Origin of the sequence: Pseudomonas fluorescens (assembly GCF_030344995.1) — a bacterium.
Taxonomy (GTDB): domain Bacteria; phylum Pseudomonadota; class Gammaproteobacteria; order Pseudomonadales; family Pseudomonadaceae; genus Aquipseudomonas; species Aquipseudomonas fluorescens_BF.
In genome coordinates, this window is sequence record NZ_CP128260.1 from 5101108 (window position 1) to 5122454 (window position 21347).

Consider the following 21347-nt stretch of genomic DNA (forward strand, 5'->3'; position numbering starts at 1 on the left):
CTCGCGAGATCAATCAGCACCTATAAAGATTCGTGCGACACGGAGCGCTATCGATGTCCTCTCGCCTTACCCGCCAGACTTCTTCCCCTTCCCGCGTACTGTCGCTGCTGACCGCCGCCATCCTGATGGCCGGCACCGCGCCGCTGATGGCCGCCACCGAACAGCCGACGCGCAACATGGGCGACTACTCGTTCGCCATCAGCCAGCAACCGCTGGTGTCGGCGCTCAATGCGTTCACCGCTGTCACGGGCTGGCAGGTCGGTTTGCCGGCGGAACTGGGTCAAGACGTTTCGTCGCCGGGCGTGCGCGGTTCGCTGCCACCGGAAAAAGCCCTGGAGCGCCTGTTGGTGGGGACCAACCTGAGCTTCCGCAAAATCAGCAACAACAACGTCGTGCTGGAAAAACGCGCCAGCAGCGGCGCACTTAACCTGGATCAGGTGACCATCAGCGCCACCCGTCAGGAACAGTCGATCAACAGCGTGCCCGCCACCGTCACCGTGCAGACCCGTCAGGATCTGGACCGCAACAACGTCAACACCATCAAGGATCTGGTGCGCTACGAGCCGGGCGTATCTGTCGGCGGCGCCGGCCAGCGCGGCGGTATCAGCGGCTACAACATTCGCGGCATCGACGGCGACCGGATTCTGACTCAGGTCGACGGCGTCGAAGTCCCGGACGGTTTCTTCAACGGCCCGTACGCCAAGACCCAACGCAACTACGTCGATCCGGAAATCGTCAAACGTGTTGAAATCCTCCGTGGCCCGGCCTCGGTACTGTACGGCAGCAACGCCATCGGCGGCGCGGTCAGCTATTACACTCTCGACCCGGACGACATCATCAAGCCCGGCAAAGACGTCGGCGCCCGCCTGAAAACCGGCTACAGCTCCGCCGACAAGAGCTGGCTGAAATCCGCCACCGTCGCCGGTCGAGCCGACCAGTTCGACGGTTTGCTGCACTACAGCCAGCGCGACGGCCACGAAACCGACTCCTACGGCAGCAACAACGGCACCGGCCTTGAGCGCACCGCCGCCAACCCGGAAGACGTGAAAGCCACCAACGTGCTGGCCAAGATCGGCTGGAACTACAACGAAGGTTCGCGCCTGGGCCTGACCTACGAAAAGTACAAGGATGATCGCGACACCGATCAGAAAAGCGCCTACGGCGGCCCGTACTTCAACGGTGCGCCGACGATCCCGAACAGCGTGCTGCCCGGCGGCATGTATCAGTGGCGCACCGGCAACGACACCATCACCCGCGAGCGTTTCGGCCTGGAGCACAGCTTCGAGTTGAACAGCCTGCTGGCGGACAACGTGAAGTGGAGCCTCAACCACCAGACCGCCAAGACCGACCAGAGCACCGACGAGTTCTACTACCCGATCACTCGTAAAGTGCTGCGTACCCGCGACACGATCTACGAAGAAAAGCAGTGGGTGTTCGACGCACAACTGGACAAGGCCTTCGCCATCGGTGACACCGATCACGTCCTGACCTACGGCACCACCATCAAGCAGCAGAAAGTCACCGGCTCGCGCAGCGGCGACGGCAAGTGCCTGGCGGTCGGTCGCGGATGCACCGCCATTGGCGCCACCAGCGCAGCCGACGTGCTGAAAAAATCCAGCGACTTCCCGGACCCGACCATCAACACCTACAGCCTGTTCGCCCAGGATCAGATCAGCTGGAACAACTGGACCTTCCTGCCGGGCCTGCGCTACGACTACACCCAGCTCAAGCCGCACATCACCCAGGAATTCCTCAACACCGTAGCCGCCGACGGCAACGGCACGGTCAGCGACGAGAACAAGACCTGGCATAAGGTTTCGCCGAAATTCGGCCTGACCTACGCCCTGACCGAAAACTACACCTGGTACGGCCAATACGCCGAAGGCTTCCGCACCCCGACCGCGAAAGCGCTGTATGGCCGCTTCGAGAACAGCACCACCGGCTACAACGTGGCGCCGAACCCGGACCTGGAACCGGAAAAGAGCAAGAGCTATGAAACCGGCCTGCGCGGCAACTTCGAGCAAGGCTCGTTCGACGTGGCGGTGTTCTATAACAAGTACCGCGACTTCATCAACGAAGACGCGGTCACCCCGGGCTACAGCGAGCTGACGTTCCAGACCAACAACATCAAGCACGCCACCATCAAGGGTGCGGAAGTCAAAGGGCGTCTGAATCTGGATTCGTTCGGTGCACCACAAGGCCTGTATACCCAAGGTTCGATTGCCTACGCCTACGGTCGCAACAACGACACCGGCGAACCGCTCAACAGCGTCAACCCGCTGACCGGCGTATTCGGCCTCGGTTACGACCAGGACAACTACGGCGGCCTGCTGAGCTGGACCGTGGTCAAGAAGAAGGATCGCGTCGACGACAGCAACTTCAAGTCGCCGGACGGCGTCAGCAGCCAGTTCAAATCGCCGGGCTTTGGCATTCTCGACCTGACCGGGTTCTACAAAGTCACCGACGACGTCACCGTCAGCGGCGGCATCTACAACCTGACCGACAAGAAGTACTGGCTGTGGGATGACGTGCGCGGTTACGACAGCGTCGGCGAAGCCGCGGTGCTGAGCCCGGCCAACCTCGATCGCCTGACCCAGCCGGGTCGCAACTTCGCGATCAATCTGGTCTGGGATATCTGATCCGGATGACCTCACGGCGCGCATGCATTGCCGCGCCGTGAGGTTTTTTTACTGTCCGGCGCTTGCCCGTACGTCTCGTTATCAAGCGCCTCTTCTTTTCAAGGACATCTCATGAGCACCCCGGAAAAAGCCCTGCGTTCGCAACGCCTGAACCAGATCACCCACGAGCCGCACAGCAAGCTCGATGCCCTGGTCAAGGCCCACGCGCCGTTCGAGACCCGCGCCAACTTCGCCCGTTTCGTGGTCGCGCAGTACCTGTTCCAGTCGGAACTGGTGTCGCTGTACAACGATGCCGAACTGACCACCATCGTCCCTGACCTCCCGGCCCGCTGCCGCGCCGAAGCGGCCAAGGCCGACCTCGCCGACCTCGACACCGAAGTGCCTGGCCCTGTGGCCGGTGCGGTGAAAAACCCGAGCAAGGCCCGCGCCCTGGGCTGGATTTTCGTTTCTGAAGGTTCAAAGCTCGGCGCTGCGTTCCTGATCAAACGCGCGGTGGCGCTGGACTTGAGCGAAACCTTCGGCGCCCGTCACCTGGGCGAGCCTGAAGGCGGTCGCGCCGAAGGCTGGAAGAGCTTTGTACGCACCCTCGATTCGCTGCAATTCAGCGCTGAAGAGGAAGCCGAAGTGGAGCAAGGCGCGATTGATGCGTTCAACCGCTTCACCGTGCTGCTGGAACAGGCTTACGCCAAAGAAGCCGAACCGGCCTGAAGCCACGCGACTCCCCAATGTGGGAGCGGGCTTGCTCGCGAATGGGACCTGTCATTCAACATTGAAGGTGACTGATACACCGCCTTCGCGAGCAAGCCCGCTCCCACATGGGAACAGCGCAAGTCTGTAGAATCCCCGTTTCGCCTCACACACCTCGAGCCCATGCCCCAACCCGCCTCCTCCCGACTCGCCCGCCTGCTGTTCGGCCTGCTCGCCTATGTCAGCCTCGGCATCGGCCTGATCGCCATCGTCGTGCCCGGCCTGCCGACCACCGAGTTCATCCTGCTCGCCGCCTGGGCCGCGACCCGCAGTTCGCCGCGCCTGAGTGCCTGGCTGGAAAACCACCGGTTGTTCGGCCCGATCCTGAGCAACTGGCGCAACGGCAAGATCATCGCCCGCAAGGCCAAGGTCAGCGCCACGGTCAGCATGTTGCTGTGCGCCACACTGATGCTGGTGATGCTCGATCACGGGTGGCCGATTTATCTGGCGATTGCAGGCATGACGATGGGCAACCTGTGGATCTGGTCACGACCGGAAGCGTTGCCGAAGATTTCCTGATTTTTCCCTTGTTTTCAGGGCTTTTACCCGCGCAAACGTTTAGCCATGACCGTTCGTCGGCATGCGCCTCATGCGCCCTCGCCCCGCGCCGATGAGCATTGAATGGCGCTGAATGGATTTGGCGAATCGGGCACTTCCCTGCCCCGTAGCCAACAGTTCATTCATTCGCGAGAACGTCCCATGTTCGACTCTCTGTCCATTCGCCTGAAAATCGTCCTGCTGTCCGGCCTGTGCCTGCTCGGCGTGGTTGCGCTGATCGTCGGCATCAACATCTACCAGACCAACCAGAACGACGAACTGGTCAGCCAGTCGAGCAGCAAGATGCTCACCGCCAGCGTGCAGAACCTGTTGCAGGCCAAGGCGGCCGAACAGGCGGTGCAGGTGCAGAAAACCTTCGGCGAAAGCCTGTTGGTGATCACCGCCCTGGCCGATCAGATCAAGGACATGCGCGTCATGGCCGCCAAGCGTTCGCTGGACGCCGGCGCCCTGCGTGAAGAGTTGAACCTGAGCCTGAAGACCGCCTTCGAGCGCAACAGCAAGGTGCTCGGCATCTGGCTGGCCTTCGAACCCAACGGGCTGGACGGCAAGGACAGCGAGTTCGTCAACGACGCCGCGCGCCAGTCCAACGAAGCCGGGCGCTTCGCTACCTACTGGAGCCGCGCCGCCGGTTCTGCGCTGAACACGATCATGGTCGAAGAAGACATGACCAAGACTACCCTCAGCCTCAGCGGCACGCCCTATAACAGTTGGTACACCTGCCCTCGCGACAACAAGCGCACCTGCCTGCTCGACCCGTACGCCGACACCGTGGGCACCAAGGAAATGCTCATGACCACCATTTCCGTGCCGTTGCTGGTGGACGGCAAGGCCATCGGCGTGGTCGGCATCGACATCGCACTCGATGCGCTGCAAGCGGCGGCCGTGGGTTCCCAGCGCGAACTGTTCAATGGTGCCGGGCACATGCTGATCGTCTCCGGCAGCGGCGTGCTGGGTGCCTACAGCACCGACGCGACCAAGGTCGGCAAAGGCATCGCCGAAACCCTCGGCGCTGAAGGCAAGGACATCCTGCAACTGCTGAGCGCCGGCACACCGAAGATTCTCGAACAGGGCGACCTGATCCGCGCCGTGTTCCCGGTCGATCCGATCGGCAATTCCCGGGCCTGGGGCGTAGTCATCGACCTGCCGAAACAAGTGTTGCTGGCCGACTCGGTCAAGCTGCAGGCGGTGCTCGACGACGCTCAGCAAACCGGCGTGATGACCGCGTTGGCGGTGGCCGTGATCGCCGGCCTGATCGGCCTGGTGCTGATCTGGCTCACCGCCTCGGGCGTGACCCGGCCGATCAACAGCGTCGCCGAGATGTTGAAGAACATCGCCAGCGGCGAAGGCGACCTGACCCAGCGCCTGAACTACACCAAGAAGGATGAACTGGGCGAACTGGTGAACTGGTTCAACCGCTTCCTCGACAAGCTGCAACCGACCATCGCCCAGATCAAACAGAGCATCACCGAGGCCCGTGGCACGGCCGATCAATCGTCGGAAATCGCCCGCCAGACCAGCGAAGGCATGCAGGTGCAGTTCCGCGAGATCGATCAGGTTGCAACCGCGTCCAACGAAATGAGCGCCACCGCTCACGACGTCGCCAACAGCGCCTCGAACGCGGCCAACGCGGCGAAAGGCGCCGACCAGTCGGCCAAGGACGGGATGTCGATCATCGAGCGCAGCACCCGCGACATCAATCAACTGGCGGACGAAGTCAGCAAAGCGGTGACCGAAGTCGAAGAGCTGGCAGTCAACAGCGAGCAGATCGGTTCGGTGCTGGAAGTGATCCGCAGCATCGCCGAACAGACCAACCTGCTGGCGCTGAACGCCGCGATCGAAGCGGCCCGTGCCGGTGAAAGCGGTCGTGGTTTTGCGGTGGTGGCCGACGAAGTCCGTAACCTCGCCAAGCGTACTCAGGATTCGGTGGAAGAAATCCGCGTGGTCATCGAACGCATCCAGACCGGCACCCGTGGCGTGGTCGCGACCATGCACTCGAGCCAGACCCAGGCCCACAACAACGCCGGGCAGATCCGCCAGGCCGTGGACGCCCTCGGCAAGATCAGCGACGCGGTCACCGTGATCAGCGACATGAACCTGCAGATCGCCAGCGCCGCCGAACAACAAAGCGCCGTCGCCGAAGAGGTCAACCGCAACGTCTCGGCGATCCGCACCGTCACCGAAACCCTGACCGAACAGGCCACCGAATCGGCGGCGATCAGCAGCCAGCTCAATGCCCTCGCCAGTCAGCAGATGAAATTGATGGATCAGTTCCGCGTCTGATTTGATCTATGATCAGGCCCTCTTCCGGAGGGCCTTCGATGACTGATCTGCTCACGTCCATTCAAGCCGCACTCGGCTTGTCCCGCACGCCGATTCCGTTCACCGCCGAGGGCGCCCTGCCCTCGGCGTTTGCCGTCACCGACCTTGCCTGCGCGAGCATTGCCGCTGCCGGGCAAGCCGTCGCCGAACTCCTTCAGCAGCAAACCGGCAACTTGCCCACTGTAGAAGTCGACCGCCGACTCGCCTCGTTCTGGTTCGCCACTTCACTTCGGCCAATCGGCTGGGAAGTGCCGCCGCTATGGGATCCGGTGGCCGGCGACTACGCAACCCGAGACGGCTGGATTCGCCTGCACACCAACGCCCCGCATCATCGCGCCGCCGCTGAACGCGTGCTCGGCGCCTGTGCCGACCGCGCGGCGATGGCGGCGAAAGTCGCGCGATGGGCCAGTGCCGATCTGGAGCAAGCGGTGGTCGAGGCCAAGGGTTGCGCCGCCGAAATGCGCAGTTGGGCGCAGTGGCAGAAACATCCACAAGGGTTGGCGGTGAATGCCGAGCCCTTGGTGCATTTCAGTGACGGGAAAGAAGAAAGTCATCAACCCTGGCAAGGCTCGGTGGCGCGGCCATTGGCCGGGCTCAAGGTGCTCGATCTGACTCGCGTACTGGCCGGCCCGACTGCCAGCCGTTTTCTTGCGGGGCTCGGCGCCAACGTGCTGCGCATCGACCCGCCGACCTGGAACGAACCCGGCGTGGTGCCGGAGGTAACACTCGGCAAACGTTGTGCGCGACTGGATCTGCATGAGCCGGCAGATCGTGCGGTGTTCGAAAGTCTGCTCAAGGATGCCGATATTCTGCTGCACGGTTATCGCGCCGACGCCCTTGAACATCTCGGCTTCGGCGTCGAACGCCGCCGGCAACTCGCGCCGGGGCTGATAGATGTCTGCCTCAACGCTTACGGCTGGAGCGGTCCGTGGCAGAACCGTCGGGGCTTCGACAGTCTGGTGCAGATGAGCAGCGGGATTGCCGAGGCCGGGCAGCGCTGGAAGCAGGCGGACAAACCGACACCGCTGCCGGTGCAGGCGCTGGATCATGCGACGGGGTATCTGATGGCGGCGAGCGTGATTCGGTTGCTGGCTGAACGGTTACGCAGTCGTCGAGGTGGATCGGCGCGGTTGTCTCTGGCGCGGACGGCGAAGTTGTTGGTTGAACATGGGGCCGGGACGGATAAAGCTCTGAGTCCGGAAAATCCAAAGGATCAAAGCTTGCTTGTAGAACAGACACCTTGGGGACCGGCACATCGGCTACAAGCGCCGCTGCGTATTGCTGGAACGCCGTTGCAGTGGTCTTTGCCGGCGACTGAGTTGGGGTCGCATCAACCCCAGTGGCTCTGAGATTTGTACATGGCTTGAGATCGCTGCCCTCACCCCAGCCCTCTCCCGGGGGGAGAGGGAGCCGACCGAGTTGCCTGGCGCCATGCATCGACCTGAGAGATCGAGTCGATTTTGGATTCGATGCAGAACGTTCAAGTCGGTGTATTTTCTGAATATCCCGCGTTCAGTCCCCTCTCCCTCCGGGAGAGGGTTAGGGTGAGGGCAGCGATCTCAAGCCGTACACCAAAATCTCAGTCGAATCGACTCAAAGACGCCCACAACACCTGCGCCGCATATCCCCGAAACGGTCTCCAAATCTCCGCGCGGGCAGACAACTCCCGCGCCGTCATCCGCTCGCCTTCCAGCACCTCCAACGCCCGCAGCAATCCCACATCGCCAGTCGGAAACCCGTCCATATCCCGCAACTGCCTGAGGGCGATGTACTGCGCCGTCCAGTCGCCAATCCCGTGCAGCGCCAGCAACCGCGCCGTCCCGGAGGCAAACAGCAGCGGATCGTCCAGCGACGCTTGCGCCACACCGGACAAGGTGCGCCCGCGACTTTTCGGCATGCCCAGCGCCGCCAGGTCAGCGCTCGCCAAAACCTTTGCCTGAGGAAAGACGTGAGTCAGGCCCGGCACCGCAGAACGCAAAGGCTCGCCATACTGCGCCACCAGTTTCCCCGCCAGCCGGATCGCCGCAACCACGGTGATCTGCTGCCCCAAGACTGCCCGAAACGCCAACTCCAAACCATCCCACGCACCCGGCACCCGCAACCCCGGGTGCTCGGCGATCAGCCGCGCCAGCAGCGGATCCGCCGCCAGATGCCGCTGCATCGTGGGCAGATCCGCATCCAGATCAAACATCCGTCGCAAGCGCGCAATAATCTCGGGAACCGCCGACGGATCCGGGAAATCCAGTTCCACCTCCAGCGCATCACCGTCACCGGGCCAGACCGAAACCGTACCGTGAAGCCCGTTCAACCCGATGCTGCGCGAATACACGTCACCGACCACCGTCTCCATCCCGGCCACCGCGCGGGCTGCGAGAAACCCGAGCATCGCCGGCCAGTCGCAGGATCCGTGATAGTCGAGCCGCAATCTCACAGGGACAACACGCCACTGTACAACCCGTAGGCCGCAAGCCCGGCCCCGGCGATGACGCAGGTGAAAATCCCCTTCTCGAGCGTGGTGAACAGCGGCTCGCCCTGCTCATGCTTGGCCTTGGCGAACAGGATCACCCCCGGCGCATACAGCAGCGCCGACAGCAGCAGGTATTTCACCCCGCCGGCATACAACAGCCACACCGCGTAACACAGGGCGATACCGCCAATCAGCAGATCCTTGGTGCGTTCGGCGGAGGCATGTTCATAGGTTTCACCCCGTCCACTGAGCAACACGGCGTAGGCTGCCGACCACAGATACGGCACCAGAATCATCGACGAAGCGAGGTAGATCAGGCTGGTGTAAGTGCCGGCGGAAAACAGCGTGATCAGCAGGAAAATCTGGATCATCACGTTGGTCAGCCACAATGCATTGACCGGCACATGGTTGGCGTTTTCCTTTTTCAGGAACGCCGGCATCGTGTTGTCCTTGGCGGTGGCGAACAGGATCTCCGCACACAGCAACGCCCACGACAGCAACGCACCGAGCAATGAAATCGCCAGGCCCACGCTGATCAGCAGCGCCCCCCATGGCCCGACAATGTGCTCCAGCACCGCTGCCAGCGACGGGTTCTGCAAGGTCGCCAGTTCCGGCTGACTCATGATCCCCAGCGACAACACGTTGACCAGCACCAGCAGCGCCAGCACACCGAGGAAACCGATCACCGTGGCGCGGCCAACGTCCGTGCGTTTCTCCGCCCGCGCCGAGTAAACGCTGGCGCCTTCGATACCGATAAATACAAACACGGTGACCAGCATCATGTTGCGCACCTGATCCATCACGCCGCCGAAATTCGGGTTGCTGCGGCCCCAGATATCCCGGGTGAACACGTCAGCCTTGAACGCCACGGCGGCAATGACCACGAACATGATCAACGGGATGATCTTGGCCACGGTGGTCAACTGGTTGATCAGCGCCGCCTCCTTGATCCCGCGCATCACCAGAAAGTGCACGGCCCACAGCAGTACCGAGGCGCAGCCGATGGCAATCGGCGTATTGCCCTGACCAAACACCGGAAAGAAGTAGCCGAGGGTGCTGAACAGCAACACGAAATACCCGACGTTGCCCAGCCAGGCGCTGATCCAGTAACCCCACGCCGAAGAAAAGCCCATGTAGTCGCCGAACCCGGCCTTGGCGTAGGCATAAACGCCGGAGTCCAGTTCCGGTTTGCGGTTGGCCAGGGTCTGGAACACGAAAGCGAGGGTGAGCATGCCGATCGCCGTGATGCCCCAGCCGATCAGGATGGCGCCGGCATCGGCCCGGGCCGCCATGTTCTGCGGCAGGGAAAAAATCCCCCCGCCAATCATCGACCCCACCACCAGGGCGATCAGTGCGCCAAGGCGCAGCTTTTGCGTCGGTTGCGACATTCCAGCGTCTCCAGGTACCAGAGCGGCAAATGCCGCGAAACCGTTATGCAACCGGCTTTTAACTAAATGGATAAAGCGTAATGACGTTTATTGAATAACGCCAACTTGCGCCCTTTATATATAGCCATTGGCGCTAACGCCTTAGCACGCTCAGACAGTTTTGTGCGCGAATCCTGATAAATCAATTCTGTACTGAAAACAGCGATGAAAAATTTGCCAAAACCTGAAAAGGAACTAGCGTGATAATTCGAAAGTAATAGGATCCATTCTTAACCACTTCGGACAAAAGGCCTCTAGGACGGGCTTTCCAGACAATAGCTTTATGCCTCCAGACGTTTCATAAGTCATTCATTAACAATGGAATGTGACTATGCACTGATCTAAGTCAGCTGTTTGAAAAGCCAACAGAACTACGCTGTGAACTCTTCTCTCCTGCAATGGAGTCATGCAATGTCTGAAGCTCCCGGAAAACTACGACTAGGTGCACTGGTTGCATTGGTAGTCGGTTCAATGATCGGTGGCGGGATATTCTCTTTGCCACAAAACATGGCCGCCAGTGCCGACGTCGGCGCGGTACTGATTGGCTGGGCCATCACCGCTGTCGGCATGCTCACCCTCGCTTTCGTCTTTCAAACTCTCGCCAATCGCAAGCCTGACCTGGACGGTGGTGTCTACGCCTACGCCAAGGCCGGTTTCGGCGATTACATGGGTTTCTCCTCGGCCTGGGGTTACTGGATCAGTGCCTGGCTGGGCAACGTCGGTTACTTCGTTCTGCTGTTCAGCACCCTCGGGTATTTCTTTCCGATTTTTGGGGAGGGCAACACCGTTGCTGCCGTGATTGGCGCATCGGTTCTGCTTTGGGGCGTGCACTTCCTGGTGCTGCGCGGGATCAAGGAAGCGGCGTTCATCAACCTGGTGACCACCGTCGCCAAGGTCGTGCCGTTGCTGCTGTTCGTATTGATCGCGATCTTCGCCTTCAAACTGGACATCTTCACCGCCGACATCTGGGGCGTGAAAAACCCGGATCTGGGCAGTGTGATGAACCAGGTGCGCAACATGATGCTGGTCACCGTGTGGGTGTTCATCGGCATCGAAGGCGCGAGCATCTTCTCGGCCCGGGCGGAAAAACGTTCGGACGTCGGCAAGGCGACCGTGATCGGTTTCATCACCGTGCTGCTGTTCCTGGTGCTGGTGAACGTGCTGTCGCTGGGCATCATGACTCAGCCGGAACTGGCCAAACTGCAGAACCCGTCGATGGCCGCCGTGCTGGAGCACGTGGTCGGTCACTGGGGCGCGGTGCTGATCAGCGTCGGTCTGATCATCTCACTGCTGGGGGCGTTGCTGTCGTGGGTGCTGCTGTGTGCGGAGATCATGTTCGCCGCCGCCAAGGACCACACCATGCCGGAGTTCCTGCGCAAGGAGAACGCCAACCACGTACCGGTCAACGCCCTGTGGCTGACCAACGCGATGGTGCAGCTGTTCCTGATCATCACGCTGTTTTCGGCCAGCACTTACCTGTCGCTGATCTACCTCGCCACTTCGATGATTCTGGTGCCGTACCTGTGGTCGGCGGCCTACGCCCTGCTGCTGGCGGTACGCGGCGAAAGCTATGAAGGCTTCGCGGCCGAACGGCGCAAGGACCTGATCATCGGCGCCATCGCCCTGATCTATGCGGTGTGGCTGCTCTACGCCGGTGGCGTGAAGTATTTGCTGCTGTCGGCCCTGCTCTATGCCCCCGGCGCGATCCTGTTCGCCAAGGCCAAGCTCGAACTCAAACAACCGGTTTTCACCAACGTCGAGAAGCTGATTTTCGCCGCAGTGGTCGTGGGTGCCCTCGTGGCCGCCTACGGACTGTATGACGGCTTCCTGACTCTGTAATTGCCCAACGTTTTCACTCTGGAGGATCACTGAAATGACCACGGAAAAAGCTAAGTACGGCGTCCACTCCGAAGCCGGCAAACTGCGCAAAGTCATGGTTTGCTCCCCAGGTCTGGCCCATCAGCGGCTGACCCCGAGTAACTGCGACGAGCTGCTGTTCGACGACGTCATCTGGGTCAACCAGGCCAAGCGCGACCACTTCGATTTCGTCACGAAGATGCGCGAACGCGGGATCGAAGTGCTGGAAATGCACAACTTGCTGACCGATATCGTCGGCAACCCCGAAGCACTGAAATGGATTCTGGATCGCAAGATCACCCCGGACACCGTCGGCGTTGGCCTGACGAATGAAGTGCGCAGCTGGCTCGAAGGCCTGGAGCCACGCAAGCTCGCGGAATTTCTGATCGGCGGCGTGGCCGGCGAGGATCTGCCGGACAGCGAAGGCGCCAGCGTGATCAAGATGTACCGCGACTATCTGGGCCACTCCAGCTTCCTGCTCGACCCGCTGCCCAACACCCAGTTCACCCGCGATACCACTTGCTGGATTTACGGTGGCGTGACCCTCAATCCGATGTACTGGCCGGCCCGTCGTCAGGAAACTCTGCTGACCACCGCCATCTACAAATTCCACCCCGACTTCACCAGCGCCGACTTCGAAGTCTGGTACGGCGATCCGGACAAGGATCACGGCAAAGCCACGCTCGAAGGCGGTGACGTCATGCCGATCGGCAACGGCGTGGTGTTGATCGGCATGGGCGAGCGCACCTCGCGCCAGGCCATCGGCCAACTGGCGCAATCGCTGTTCGCCAAAGGCGCCGTGGAAAAAGTCGTGGTCGCCGGCCTGCCGAAATCCCGCGCGGCGATGCACCTGGACACCGTGTTCAGCTTCTGCGACCGCGACCTGGTCACGGTCTTCCCGGAAGTGGTCAAGGAAATCGTGCCGTTCATCATCCGCCCCGATGCCAGCAAGCCTTATGGGCTGGACGTGCGCCGGGAGAACAAGTCGTTCATCCAGGTGGTGGCTGACGTGCTCGGTCTCAAGGAACTGCGCGTCGTCGAAACCGGCGGCAACAGCTTCGCCGCCGAACGCGAGCAATGGGATGACGGCAACAACGTGGTGGCCGTGGAGCCGGGTGTGGTCATCGGCTACGACCGCAACACCTACACCAACACCCTGCTACGCAAGGCCGGGGTCGAGGTCATCACCATCAGCGCCGGCGAACTGGGCCGTGGCCGTGGCGGCGGCCACTGCATGACCTGCCCGATCGTGCGCGACCCAATCGACTACTAAACCTCTGAGCCCTGGCCGCGACTCACAAAGAGCGGCCAGGGGGATAACCGATACCGAAGGAGATCCATCATGGCTTTCAACATTCACAACCGTAACCTGCTCAGCCTGGAACATCACACCCCACGTGAGCTGCGCTACCTGCTCGACCTGTCCCGCGACCTCAAACGCGCCAAATACACCGGCACCGAGCAGCAACACCTGAAGGGCAACAACATCGCCCTGATTTTCGAAAAAACCTCGACCCGCACCCGTTGCGCGTTCGAAGTCGCCGCCTATGACCAGGGCGCCAACGTCACCTACATCGACCCGAACTCCTCGCAGATCGGCCACAAGGAAAGCATGAAGGACACAGCCCGCGTGCTGGGTCGCATGTACGACGCCATCGAGTACCGTGGCTTCAAGCAGGAAATCGTCGAAGAACTGGCCAAGTTCGCCGGCGTACCGGTGTTCAACGGTCTGACCGATGAATATCACCCGACCCAGATGATCGCCGACGTGCTGACCATGCGTGAGCACGCCGACAAGCCGATCCACGAGATCAGCTACGCCTACCTGGGCGACGCGCGCAACAACATGGGCAACTCGCTGCTGCTGGTCGGCGCCAAACTCGGCATGGACGTGCGCATCTGCGCGCCGAAAGCCCTGTGGCCACACGATGACCTGGTGGATCGCTGCAAGAAATACGCAGAGGAAAGCGGCGCCCGCATCACCCTGACCGAAGACCCGAAAGCTGCGGTCAAAGGCGTGGACTTCATCCATACCGACGTCTGGGTATCGATGGGTGAACCGGTTGAGGCATGGGCCGAACGTATCCAGCAACTGCTGCCGTATCAGGTCAACGCCGAGCTGATGAAAGCCACCGGCAACCCGCGCACCAAGTTCATGCACTGCCTGCCGGCGTTCCACAACAGCGATACCAAGGTCGGCAAACAGATCGCCGAACAGTATCCGCACCTGAAAAACGGCATCGAAGTGACCGACGACGTGTTCGAGTCGCCGGCCTGCATCGCCTTCGAGCAAGCGGAAAACCGCATGCACACCATCAAGGCGATTCTGGTGTCGACTTTGGCTGATCTGTAACCCACTGAGGGACCGCCTCCCCAATGTGGGAGCGGGCTTGCTCGCGAAAGCGGAGTGTCATTCAACCGTGATGTCGACTGATCTGACGCCTTCGCGAGCAAGCCCGCTCCCACAAGGGATTCTGGTTTCAACATGGAAACGAGTCGTTTGCCATTCCTCTGTACAAGAAGGACATGCACCATGCGTATCGTCGTAGCTCTGGGCGGTAACGCCCTGCTCCGCCGTGGTGAGCCGATGACCGCTGACAACCAGCGCGCCAACATCCGCATCGCCACCGAGCAAATCGCCAAGATCCATCCCGGCAATCAACTGGTCATCGCCCACGGCAATGGTCCGCAAGTCGGCCTGCTGTCGTTGCAGGCAGCGGCCTACACCTCCGTCACCCCTTACCCGCTGGACGTGCTCGGTGCCGAAACCGAAGGCATGATCGGCTACATCATCGAACAGGAACTGGGCAACCTGCTGGACTTCGAAGTCCCGTTCGCGACCCTGCTCACTCAGGTCGAAGTCGACGCCAACGACCCGGCCTTCAAGAACCCGACCAAACCGATCGGCCCGGTCTACGAGAAGGCCGAAGCAGAAAAACTCGCCGCTGAAAAAGGCTGGGCGATTGCCCCGGACGGCGACAAGTTCCGTCGCGTGGTGGCCAGCCCACGGCCAAAACGCATCTTTGAAATCCGCCCGATCAAGTGGCTGCTGGACAAGGGCAGCATCGTGATCTGCGCCGGCGGTGGCGGCATCCCGACCATGTATGGCGCACACGGCAAGCTGCAAGGCATCGAAGCGGTGATCGACAAGGACCTGTGCTCGGCGCTGCTGGCCGAACAGCTGGAGGCGGACTTGCTGGTGATCGCCACCGACGTCAACGCAGCGTACGTCGACTTCAAGAAACCTTCCGAGAAAGCGATTGCCCAGGCCCACCCGGACGAACTCGAACGCCTGGGCTTCGCCGCCGGTTCCATGGGGCCGAAGGTGCAGGCAGCTTGCGAATTTGCGCGCCATACTGGCAAGGTCGCGGTGATCGGTTCGCTCTCGGACATCGAAGCCATCGTCCAGGGCACCGCCGGTACGCGGGTCAGCACGGCAGCGCCGGGCATCACCTACCGATAAAAAGAAACTCCGGGGGCAGACCTCTGGTCTGCCCTTCTCCCATGCCTTGAAAGGAGAAAACCATGGCCCAGTTCGAACCCGGTCATTTGCATATTGAGCGGCATGCGTTGACTGACGACGACGTCAATTACAACGTGCACCTCGACTATGAAGTGTTCACCGATCCTCAAAAAGGCAAAGGCATACAGTTCACCCTGCACGGCAGCATGCAGGGCAAGGACATGAAGGAGACGTTTTTCCTGCCCAAGGAAGAGGCCTACAACTTCGCCCGCGACGTGACCCGGATCGCCGAGAAATACGGGATTCCCAAGGCACACAGCCAGATCGGCTCGGTGCACAAGCATTACGATTTGATGTTTGAAGACATCCGCAAACAGCTGAATATGCAATCCGGGGATCCGGTCAATCCCGAGCATTTCGAGTAACCCCCAAAGGCACCCTCACCCCAGCCCTCTCCCAGAGGGAGAGGGAGCCGACCGAGTTGCTCGCTCAAGGTACACCGACCTGAAATAGCGAGCCGAACTCAAGTTTTGAAAAGCCCCCAATCTGCTCCCTTTCCCCCTCGCCCCTCTGGGGAGAGGGCTGGGGTGAGGGGTGGATTTCGAGCACGACGCCACTCTCAAGATTTCACCCCAGTCCCCCATCAAGGCATACTTGCCCCCCTCCGCACTCCAGAACCCAGAACCGCCCCATGCGTATCCACGTCAGCTTCATCGACCGCGTCGGCATCACCCAGGAAGTCCTGGCCCTGCTCGGTGGGCGCAATCTCAATCTGGATGCGGTGGAAATGGTTCCGCCGAACGTCTATATCGATGCCCCGACCCTCAGCCCGCAAGTGCTCGAAGAACTGAAAGATGCGTTGTTCCGCGTGCGTGGCGTGGAGGCCGTGGTGGTGGTCGACATCCTGCCCGGTCAGCGTCGGCACTTGCAGCTCGACGCGTTGCTCGCGGCGATGACCGACCCGGTGCTGGCGCTGGACAGCGCCGGCAAGGTGCTGCTGGCCAACCCGGCGCTGATCGCCCTGTACGACCGCGAGCCGGCGGGTGAAAGCGTTTCGGAACTGTTCAACGATCCGGGCCTGCTCGAAACCCTGCTCGAACAAGGCTTCCGCCTGCCGCTGCGGGAAATCACCGTCAACGGCCAGACCCTGCTGCTCGACGCCACGCCGATCACCGACGCCGGCGCCCTGCTCACCCTGTATCAACCGAACCGCATCGGCGAACAACTCTCGGCGCTGCACCACGATCACGCCGAAGGTTTCGATGCGCTGCTCGGTGAATCGCCGCCAATCCGCACCCTCAAGGCCCGCGCCCAACGCGTCGCGGCCCTCGACGCGCCGCTGCTGATCCAGGGCGAAACCGGCACCGGCAAGGAACTGGTGGCCCGCGCCTGTCACGCCATCAGCGCCCGGCACAACGCGCCATTCCTCGCACTGAACTGCGCAGCCCTGCCGGAGAACCTCGCCGAAAGCGAACTGTTCGGCTACGCCCCCGGCGCCTTCACCGGCGCACAACGCGGCGGCAAACCGGGGCTGATGGAGCTGGCCAACCAGGGCACGGTGTTCCTCGATGAGATCGGCGAAATGTCGCCGTACTTGCAAGCCAAACTGCTGCGCTTTCTCAACGACGGCAGCTTCCGTCGGGTCGGTGGCGATCGTGAGGTGAAGGTCAACGTGCGCATCCTCAGCGCCACCCACCGCGACCTTGAAAAAATGGTCAGCGAAGGCCTGTTCCGTGAAGACCTGTTCTACCGCCTCAACGTGCTCAACGTCGAAGTGCCGCCGCTGCGCGAACGCGGCCAGGACATTCTGTTGCTGGCGCGCTATTTCATGCAGCAGGCCTGCGCGCAGATCCAGCGCCCGGTCTGCCGCCTCGCGCCGGGTACTTACCCGGCTTTGCTCGGCAACCGTTGGCCGGGCAACGTGCGGCAATTGCAGAACGTGATCTTCCGCGCCGCCGCGATCTGCGAAAGCAGCCTGGTGGACATCGGCGACCTCGACATCGCCGGCACCTCGGTGGCGCGCCAGACCGACACCGACGTCGACAGCCTCGAAGAAGCCGTCGAAGCCTTCGAGAAATCGCTGCTGGAAAAACTCTACGTCAGCTACCCCTCGACCCGCCAACTGGCCAGTCGCCTGCAAACCTCGCACACCGCAATTGCCCACCGATTGCGCAAATACGGCATCCCCAACAAGCCGTAGTCGAGCGCGGTCAAAAATGTGGGAGCGGGCTTGCTCCCACAGGGAATGTGACGGATTCGAAATCCGTTCAAAAGCGACCTCCATCCGTACTGAAAGCGCTACAGCGGAACGATATCGCTACACCCTCCTCCGATCACCGCTGTGCAAGGCTTTGATCCGGTTCAGCTTTTTTCTTCGCCTCATGCTGTAGCGATTTCGCTACAGCCAATCTGATCGCGCTCGCCTACAAATCAATCAAGCCGTTGATTTATAACGATATTTTTACGTTGGCCGCGTTCTTGCTAAGTAACCGTTCATAAAATCAGGGCATTGCCGCCCGAGTATTCCACCGCGTCCACCAGACGAGTCTGGCCCCTAGGAGATTCCATGAGCGAGTTGCGTTTTACTGAAGATCACGAATGGCTGCGCGCCGAAGCCGATGGTTCTGTCACCGTTGGCATCACCGCTTTCGCGCAGAACGCCCTGGGCGACGTGGTGTTCGTGCAACTGCCTGAATTGCAGGCGTACGAGAAAGGCGCCGAAGCCGCCACCGTGGAATCGGTAAAAGCCGCCAGCGGCGTTTACATGCCACTGGACGGTGAAGTCCTGGCCACCAACCCGGCCCTGGAAGACAGCCCTGAGCTGGTCAACGAAGATCCGCTGGGCGAAGGCTGGTTCTTCCGCTTCAAGCCGGCCGACGCTTCCGCCGTCGCCAAGCTGCTGGATCAGGACGCTTACGACCGCCTGATCAAAGCCCAAGCCGAAGCCTGAGGAACCTGACATGACCCAAGTAAATCTCGGCACCGCCAACGAATTCATCGCCCGTCACATCGGCCCGCGCGCCGGTGACGAGCAAGCCATGCTCAACAGCCTCGGCTTCGACTCGCTCGAAGCCCTGAGCGCCAGCGTCATCCCGGAAAGCATCAAGGGCACCAGCGTGCTCGGTCTGGACGACGGCCTGAGCGAAGCCGATGCCCTGGCAATGATCAAAGGCATCGCCGGCAAGAACCAACTGTTCAAGACCTACATCGGCCAGGGCTACTACAACTGCCACACGCCGTCGCCGATCCTGCGCAACCTGCTGGAAAACCCGGCCTGGTACACCGCTTACACCCCGTACCAACCGGAAATTTCCCAGGGCCGTCTCGAAGCGCTGCTGAACTTCCAGACCCTGATCAGCGACCTCACCGGCCTGCCGATCGCCAACGCTTCGCTGCTCGACGAAGCCACCGCCGCTGCCGAAGCCATGACCTTCTGCAAACGCCTGAGCAAGAACAAGGGCAGCCACCAGTTCTTCGCCTCGATCCACAGCCACCCGCAAACCCTCGACGTGCTGCGCACCCGTGCCGAGCCGCTGGGCATCGACGTGGTCGTGGGCGATGAGCGCGAACTGACCGACGTGACGCCGTTCTTTGGCGCACTGCTGCAATATCCGGCCAGCAACGGTGATGTGTTCGACTACCGCGAACTGACCGAACGCTTCCACGCGGCCAACGCACTGGTGGCCGTGGCCGCTGACCTGCTGGCCCTGACTCTGCTGACTCCGCCGGGCGAATTCGGCGCCGACGTGGCTATCGGCAGCGCGCAACGCTTCGGCGTGCCGCTGGGCTTCGGTGGCCCGCACGCGGCTTACTTCTCCACCAAAGATGCGTTCAAGCGCGACATGCCGGGCCGTCTGGTCGGTGTTTCGGTTGACCGCTTCGGCAAGCCGGCCCTGCGTCTGGCGATGCAGACCCGCGAGCAACACATCCGCCGCGAGAAAGCCACCTCCAACATCTGCACCGCGCAAGTGCTGCTGGCCAACATCGCCAGCATGTACGCCGTGTACCACGGCCCGAAAGGTCTCACTCAGATCGCCAACCGCGTGCATCACCTGACCGCGATCCTGGCCAAGGGCCTGAGCGCACTGGGTGTGACCGTCGAGCAAGCCAGCTTCTTCGACACCCTGACCCTGGCCACCGGCGCGCAAACTGCCGCGCGGCATGACAAGGCTCGCGCTCAACAGATCAACCTGCGGGTGATCGACGCCCAGCGTCTGGGCCTGTCGGTCGACGAAACCACCACTCAAGCTGACATCGAAACCCTGTGGGGCCTGTTCGCCGACGGCAAGACCCTGCCGGATTTCGCTACGCTGGCCGCTGCCGCGCAAAGCACCATTCCAGCTGCGCTGGTGCGTCAGTCGCCGATCCTCAGCCACCCGGTGTTCAACCGTTATCACTCGGAAACCGAGCTGATGCGCTACCTGCGCAAACTGGCGGACAAGGACTTGGCACTGGATCGCACCATGATCCCGCTGGGCTCGTGCACCATGAAGCTCAACGCCGCCAGCGAAATGATCCCGGTGACCTGGGCCGAATTCGGCGCCCTGCACCCATTCGCCCCGGCCGAGCAAAGCGCCGGTTACCAGCAACTGACCGATGAACTGGAAGCGATGCTCTGCGCCGCCACCGGTTACGACTCGATCTCGCTGCAACCGAACGCCGGTTCCCAAGGCGAGTACGCAGGTCTGCTGGCGATTCGCGCCTACCACCAGAGCCGTGGCGAAGACCGTCGCGACATCTGCCTGATCCCGTCGTCCGCCCACGGCACCAACCCGGCGACCGCCAACATGGCCGGCATGCGCGTGGTCGTGACCGCGTGCGACGCCCGTGGCAACGTGGACATCGAAGACCTGCGCGCCAAGGCCATCGAGCACCGCGAACACCTCGCCGCGCTGATGATTACCTACCCGTCGACCCATGGCGTGTTCGAAGAAGGCATCCGCGAAATCTGCGGCATCATTCATGACAACGGCGGCCAGGTGTACATCGACGGCGCCAACATGAACGCGATGGTCGGCCTCTGCGCACCGGGCAAGTTCGGCGGCGACGTGTCGCACTTGAACCTGCACAAGACTTTCTGCATTCCGCACGGCGGTGGCGGCCCGGGCGTCGGCCCGATCGGCGTCAAGTCGCACCTGACCCCGTTCCTGCCGGGCCATGGCCACATGGAGCGCAAGGAAGGCGCGGTCTGCGCAGCACCGTTCGGCAGCGCGAGCATTCTGCCGATCACCTGGATGTACATTCGCATGATGGGTGGCGCAGGTCTGAAGCGCGCTTCGCAGCTGGCGATCCTCAATGCCAACTACATTTCCCGTCGCCTGGAAGAGCACTATCCAGTGCTGTACACCGGCAGCAACGGCCTGGTGGCGCACGAGTGCATTCTGGATCTGCGTCCACTTAAAGACAGCAGCGGCATCAGCGTCGATGACGTCGCCAAGCGTCTGATCGACTTCGGTTTCCACGCCCCGACCATGTCGTTCCCGGTGGCAGGCACGTTGATGATCGAGCCGACCGAAAGTGAATCCAAGGAAGAACTGGACCGCTTCTGCGACGCCATGATCCGCATCCGCGAAGAAATCCGCGCAGTGGAAAACGGCACCCTGGACAAGGACGACAACCCGCTGAAGAACGCTCCGCACACTGCGGCAGAGCTGGTGGGCGAGTGGACTCACCCGTACAGCCGCGAACAAGCGGTGTACCCGGTGGCGTCGTTGATCGAAGGCAAGTACTGGCCGCCGGTCGGTCGCGTCGACAACGTGTTCGGCGACCGCAACCTGGTCTGCGCCTGCCCGTCGATCGAAAGCTACGCTTGACCTGTGAGGGGGCGGGTTCGCCCGCCCCTTTCATGCGTGCCTGATGTGCCTATAACA

At 61.7% G+C, this 21347-nt stretch carries 15 protein-coding genes and 1 pseudogene; 14 read left to right on the forward strand and 2 right to left on the reverse strand.

From position 1 onward, the window contains the following. Positions 1-53: 53 nt before the first annotated feature. From QR290_RS22870 to QR290_RS22890, 6 genes and pseudogenes are all read left to right on the forward strand, one after another. The gene (locus QR290_RS22870; RefSeq protein WP_289203673.1) at positions 54-2639 is read left to right on the forward strand and encodes a TonB-dependent receptor; all 2586 of its coding nucleotides are present in this window, start codon (positions 54-56) and stop codon (positions 2637-2639) included. Between the two features lie 111 nt (positions 2640-2750). After that, a complete protein-coding gene (locus QR290_RS22875; RefSeq protein ID WP_289203674.1) occupies positions 2751-3347 on the forward strand; it encodes a biliverdin-producing heme oxygenase in 597 nt (198 codons plus the stop codon). 162 nt (positions 3348-3509) lie between these two features. Further along, entirely contained in the window at positions 3510-3905 is a 396-nt protein-coding gene (locus tag QR290_RS22880) for a YbaN family protein (RefSeq protein WP_085606588.1), read from the forward strand. A 453-nt stretch (positions 3906-4358) separates the two neighbouring features. Next, positions 4359-5366 (forward strand): annotated as a pseudogene (locus QR290_RS28825) (PDC sensor domain-containing protein); the annotation flags it as partial. 102 nt (positions 5367-5468) lie between these two features. After that, positions 5469-6224: a methyl-accepting chemotaxis protein gene (locus QR290_RS28830; protein WP_371320921.1), complete on the forward strand. Its 756-nt coding sequence runs from the start codon at positions 5469-5471 to the stop codon at positions 6222-6224. Between the two features lie 38 nt (positions 6225-6262). Next, on the forward strand, positions 6263-7612 hold the full coding sequence (locus tag QR290_RS22890; RefSeq protein ID WP_289203676.1) for a CoA transferase: 1350 nt from the start codon (positions 6263-6265) through the stop codon (positions 7610-7612). 230 nt (positions 7613-7842) lie between these two features. Here QR290_RS22890 and QR290_RS22895 read toward each other — a convergent pair whose 3' ends face one another. Both QR290_RS22895 and arcD (QR290_RS22900) read right to left on the reverse strand, forming a co-directional pair. After that, positions 7843-8694, reverse strand: a complete 852-nt coding sequence (locus QR290_RS22895) for a DNA-3-methyladenine glycosylase family protein (RefSeq protein ID WP_289203677.1) — start codon at positions 8692-8694, stop codon at positions 7843-7845. After that, the gene (gene arcD / locus QR290_RS22900; RefSeq protein ID WP_011335623.1) at positions 8691-10118 is read right to left on the reverse strand and encodes an arginine-ornithine antiporter; all 1428 of its coding nucleotides are present in this window, start codon (positions 10116-10118) and stop codon (positions 8691-8693) included. The genes QR290_RS22895 and arcD (QR290_RS22900) overlap by 4 nt, the downstream gene beginning before the upstream one ends. A gap of 450 nt (positions 10119-10568) precedes the next feature. Here arcD (QR290_RS22900) and arcD (QR290_RS22905) point away from each other — a divergent pair, with 450 nt between their 5' ends. From arcD (QR290_RS22905) to gcvP, 8 genes are all read left to right on the forward strand, one after another. Then, entirely contained in the window at positions 10569-11996 is a 1428-nt protein-coding gene (gene arcD / locus QR290_RS22905; protein ID WP_011335624.1) for an arginine-ornithine antiporter, read from the forward strand. A gap of 34 nt (positions 11997-12030) precedes the next feature. Next, positions 12031-13287 (forward strand): arginine deiminase, encoded by a 1257-nt coding sequence (gene arcA, locus QR290_RS22910; protein ID WP_289203678.1) that lies wholly within the window; start codon positions 12031-12033, stop codon positions 13285-13287. A 69-nt stretch (positions 13288-13356) separates the two neighbouring features. Further along, positions 13357-14367 (forward strand): ornithine carbamoyltransferase, encoded by a 1011-nt coding sequence (locus tag QR290_RS22915; protein WP_007951186.1) that lies wholly within the window; start codon positions 13357-13359, stop codon positions 14365-14367. A 180-nt stretch (positions 14368-14547) separates the two neighbouring features. After that, positions 14548-15477: a carbamate kinase gene (gene arcC, locus QR290_RS22925; RefSeq protein ID WP_289203679.1), complete on the forward strand. Its 930-nt coding sequence runs from the start codon at positions 14548-14550 to the stop codon at positions 15475-15477. 62 nt (positions 15478-15539) lie between these two features. After that, positions 15540-15902, forward strand: a complete 363-nt coding sequence (locus QR290_RS22930; RefSeq protein ID WP_085689376.1) for a DUF5064 family protein — start codon at positions 15540-15542, stop codon at positions 15900-15902. 266 nt (positions 15903-16168) lie between these two features. Continuing rightward, a complete protein-coding gene (locus QR290_RS22935) occupies positions 16169-17677 on the forward strand; it encodes a sigma-54-dependent transcriptional regulator (protein ID WP_289203680.1) in 1509 nt (502 codons plus the stop codon). Positions 17678-18043: 366 nt separating this feature from the next. Further along, positions 18044-18427: a glycine cleavage system protein GcvH gene (gene gcvH, locus QR290_RS22940; RefSeq protein WP_007951190.1), complete on the forward strand. Its 384-nt coding sequence runs from the start codon at positions 18044-18046 to the stop codon at positions 18425-18427. Positions 18428-18437: 10 nt separating this feature from the next. Continuing rightward, positions 18438-21290 (forward strand): aminomethyl-transferring glycine dehydrogenase, encoded by a 2853-nt coding sequence (gcvP, locus tag QR290_RS22945; RefSeq protein ID WP_289203681.1) that lies wholly within the window; start codon positions 18438-18440, stop codon positions 21288-21290. Positions 21291-21347: the final 57 nt, after the last annotated feature.

Bases quoted from the DNA above. Each gene is read 5' to 3' on its own strand.
- QR290_RS22870 (WP_289203673.1), top strand. From the start codon at position 54: ATGTCCTCTCGCCTTACCCGCCAGACTTCTTCCCCTTCCCGCGTACTG.
- QR290_RS22875 (WP_289203674.1), top strand. From the start codon at position 2,751: ATGAGCACCCCGGAAAAAGCCCTGCGTTCGCAACGCCTGAACCAGATC.
- QR290_RS22880 (WP_085606588.1), top strand. From the start codon at position 3,510: ATGCCCCAACCCGCCTCCTCCCGACTCGCCCGCCTGCTGTTCGGCCTG.
- QR290_RS28830 (WP_371320921.1), top strand. From the start codon at position 5,469: ATGCAGGTGCAGTTCCGCGAGATCGATCAGGTTGCAACCGCGTCCAAC.
- QR290_RS22890 (WP_289203676.1), top strand. From the start codon at position 6,263: ATGACTGATCTGCTCACGTCCATTCAAGCCGCACTCGGCTTGTCCCGC.
- arcD (WP_011335623.1), bottom strand. From the start codon at position 10,118: ATGTCGCAACCGACGCAAAAGCTGCGCCTTGGCGCACTGATCGCCCTG.
- arcD (WP_011335624.1), top strand. From the start codon at position 10,569: ATGTCTGAAGCTCCCGGAAAACTACGACTAGGTGCACTGGTTGCATTG.
- arcA (WP_289203678.1), top strand. From the start codon at position 12,031: ATGACCACGGAAAAAGCTAAGTACGGCGTCCACTCCGAAGCCGGCAAA.
- QR290_RS22915 (WP_007951186.1), top strand. From the start codon at position 13,357: ATGGCTTTCAACATTCACAACCGTAACCTGCTCAGCCTGGAACATCAC.
- arcC (WP_289203679.1), top strand. From the start codon at position 14,548: ATGCGTATCGTCGTAGCTCTGGGCGGTAACGCCCTGCTCCGCCGTGGT.
- QR290_RS22930 (WP_085689376.1), top strand. From the start codon at position 15,540: ATGGCCCAGTTCGAACCCGGTCATTTGCATATTGAGCGGCATGCGTTG.
- QR290_RS22935 (WP_289203680.1), top strand. From the start codon at position 16,169: ATGCGTATCCACGTCAGCTTCATCGACCGCGTCGGCATCACCCAGGAA.
- gcvH (WP_007951190.1), top strand. From the start codon at position 18,044: ATGAGCGAGTTGCGTTTTACTGAAGATCACGAATGGCTGCGCGCCGAA.
- gcvP (WP_289203681.1), top strand. From the start codon at position 18,438: ATGACCCAAGTAAATCTCGGCACCGCCAACGAATTCATCGCCCGTCAC.